The sequence below is a fragment of the Kutzneria buriramensis genome (genome assembly GCF_003387475.1).
GTDB classification, from domain to species: Bacteria; Actinomycetota; Actinomycetes; order Mycobacteriales; family Pseudonocardiaceae; genus Kutzneria; species Kutzneria buriramensis.
In genome coordinates, this window is record NZ_QUNO01000056.1 from 1 (window position 1) to 2,007 (window position 2,007).

Sequence of the window (2,007 nt, forward strand, 5' to 3'; positions counted from 1 at the left end):
CACTGACGTGATCTCGTGTGTCCTGAACGTGGAGGGGTGCTGATGTAGGTAGTCACTCGGAAGCGGTGCTGCGCGGGGGATGAAGGATCTTGGCCCTTCGGGGTCGCCCGGCGGAGGGCGGCTCCAAACCGCCTCATGCTGCGTTGGCTGAAGACCGTCGTGGTGAGCGATGAGGAAAAGGCGCTGGTCAAAGCGTCAGGTGGGGACCGGGAAGGCGAGCGCGAGCGAATCGTTGAGGACGTGTCGAAACTTCACCAGGTGACACCAGAACCGGGACGTGAGATCGGTCTCGGGATGAGTCTGGCGGGTGGTCTGCTTTCTGGCCAGGCGGTGTCCGGCATATAGACGACGCGAGCCCGGTCTGCTGCCTCCGCGTGGAACAGGAGAAGGCGTGCCGTGATACTGCCCGCCGGCTGGCGGGTGAGAGGGAGTGCCCCAAGCGCGTGACACCGCGAGGGGTTGAGTACCGAGGCGCGGTGCGCTGGCGGACCGGTTCGTAGTAGCGGGGAAGCCCCTGTAATGGGGGTGGAGCGAAGGGGCCGGGTCGTTCGTGGCTGTGTTCGTTCGATCAACCAGGGGCTGGCCCCTGGGAGGAGTCGCGTGAACGAGTTGAAGTCGCCGGGCAAGCCGTTCGAGATTTCGAAGCGGGCTGTCTGGGAGGCATGGGAGAAGGTCAAGGCGAACCGGGGTGCGCCCGGGGTGGATGGGGTGTCGCTGGAGGCGTTCGAGTCCGATCTGAAGAACAACCTGTATCGGATCTGGAACCGGATGTCCTCGGGCAGTTACTTCCCGCCGCCGGTGCGCGCGGTCGAGATCCCGAAGCCTCATGGTGGTGGCACCCGGGTCTTGGGTGTTCCCGCTGTGGGAGATCGGGTCGCGCAGACGGTGGTGGCTGGTGTGGTGGAGGCCAGGGCGGAACCGTTGTTCCATCCTGACTCCTACGGCTACCGGCCGCGGCGGGGCGCGTTGGACGCGGTGGCCGCCTGCCGGCAGCGTTGTTGGAAGACCGACTGGGTGATCGATGTGGACCTCCAGCAGTTTTTCGACAGCGTGCCGTGGGAGTTGGTGGTCAAAGCGGTCGAGGCGGTCTGCGACCTGCCATGGGTCCTGCTGTATGTGAAGCGGTGGCTGGCCGCGCCGCTGGTGCTGCCGGATGGCAGTGTGCGGCAGCGGGACCGGGGAACCCCGCAGGGCTCCTCGGTCTCACCGATCTTGGCGAATCTGTTCCTGCACTACGCGTTCGATGTGTGGATGGAGCGGGAGTTCCCCGCCGTCGCCTTCGAGCGGTACGTGGATGACGTGGTGGTGCACTGCGTCAGCGAGGCCCAGGCACACCAGGTGCTGGCAGCCCTTCGGGAGCGGATGCGGCAGGTTGGACTGGTGGTGCATCCGGACAAGACTCGGATCGTGTACTGCAAGGACAGCAACCGGACCGGTGGCTACGAGTACACCGAGTTCACGTTCTTGGGCTATACGTTCCGGCCGCGTGGTGTCCGCCGGAAGGACGGGAAGATGTTCACCGGCTTCAATCCGGCGGTCAGCAAGGACGCCTTGAACACTATCAGTGCACGGGTGCGGTCATGGCGGCTGCACAAGTGCACACAGTTCTCCGAAGTGGACCTTGCGCGATGGATCAACCCGATCGTGCGGGGTTGGATGGTCTACTACGGGGCGTTCTACCGCTCCGCGCTCTATCCCCTCCTGGCACGCATCAATGCCTACCTGATGCGATGGCTGCGCAAGAAGCACAAGCGGTTGCGGGGCTTGAAGAAGGCCCACGGCGCGTGGAAGAGGGCCGTGGCCCAGAGGCCGCAGTTCTTTGCCCACTGGCGGTGGGTCAATTGGGTTCCGCCGGTCTGGTGATCAGAACGACAAGAGCCGTGTAACGGGAGATCGTTACGCACGGTTCTGTGAGAGCCGGAGGGTGAGACTCCCTCCGGCTACTCGACGCCAAGATCGGGGTGATGGTCGCGAAGGGGCTGGTCTTGGCGGTCGTGTGCGATCCTG

At 64.6% G+C, this 2,007-nt stretch carries 2 protein-coding genes; both read left to right on the forward strand.

All coding sequences use genetic code 11. The features are described 5' to 3' along the window. The first annotated feature begins 135 nt into the window (after positions 1-135). On the forward strand, positions 136-345 hold the full coding sequence (locus tag BCF44_RS55185; protein WP_147329107.1) for a hypothetical protein: 210 nt from the start codon (positions 136-138) through the stop codon (positions 343-345). A 255-nt stretch (positions 346-600) separates the two neighbouring features. Next, positions 601-1,863, forward strand: a complete 1,263-nt coding sequence (gene ltrA, locus BCF44_RS54570; RefSeq protein ID WP_116182483.1) for a group II intron reverse transcriptase/maturase — start codon at positions 601-603, stop codon at positions 1,861-1,863. Positions 1,864-2,007 lie beyond the last annotated feature (144 nt).

Excerpts from the sequence above, each read along its gene's own strand:
- BCF44_RS55185 (WP_147329107.1), top strand. The coding sequence starts at position 136 with ATGCTGCGTTGGCTGAAGACCGTCGTGGTGAGCGATGAGGAAAAGGCG.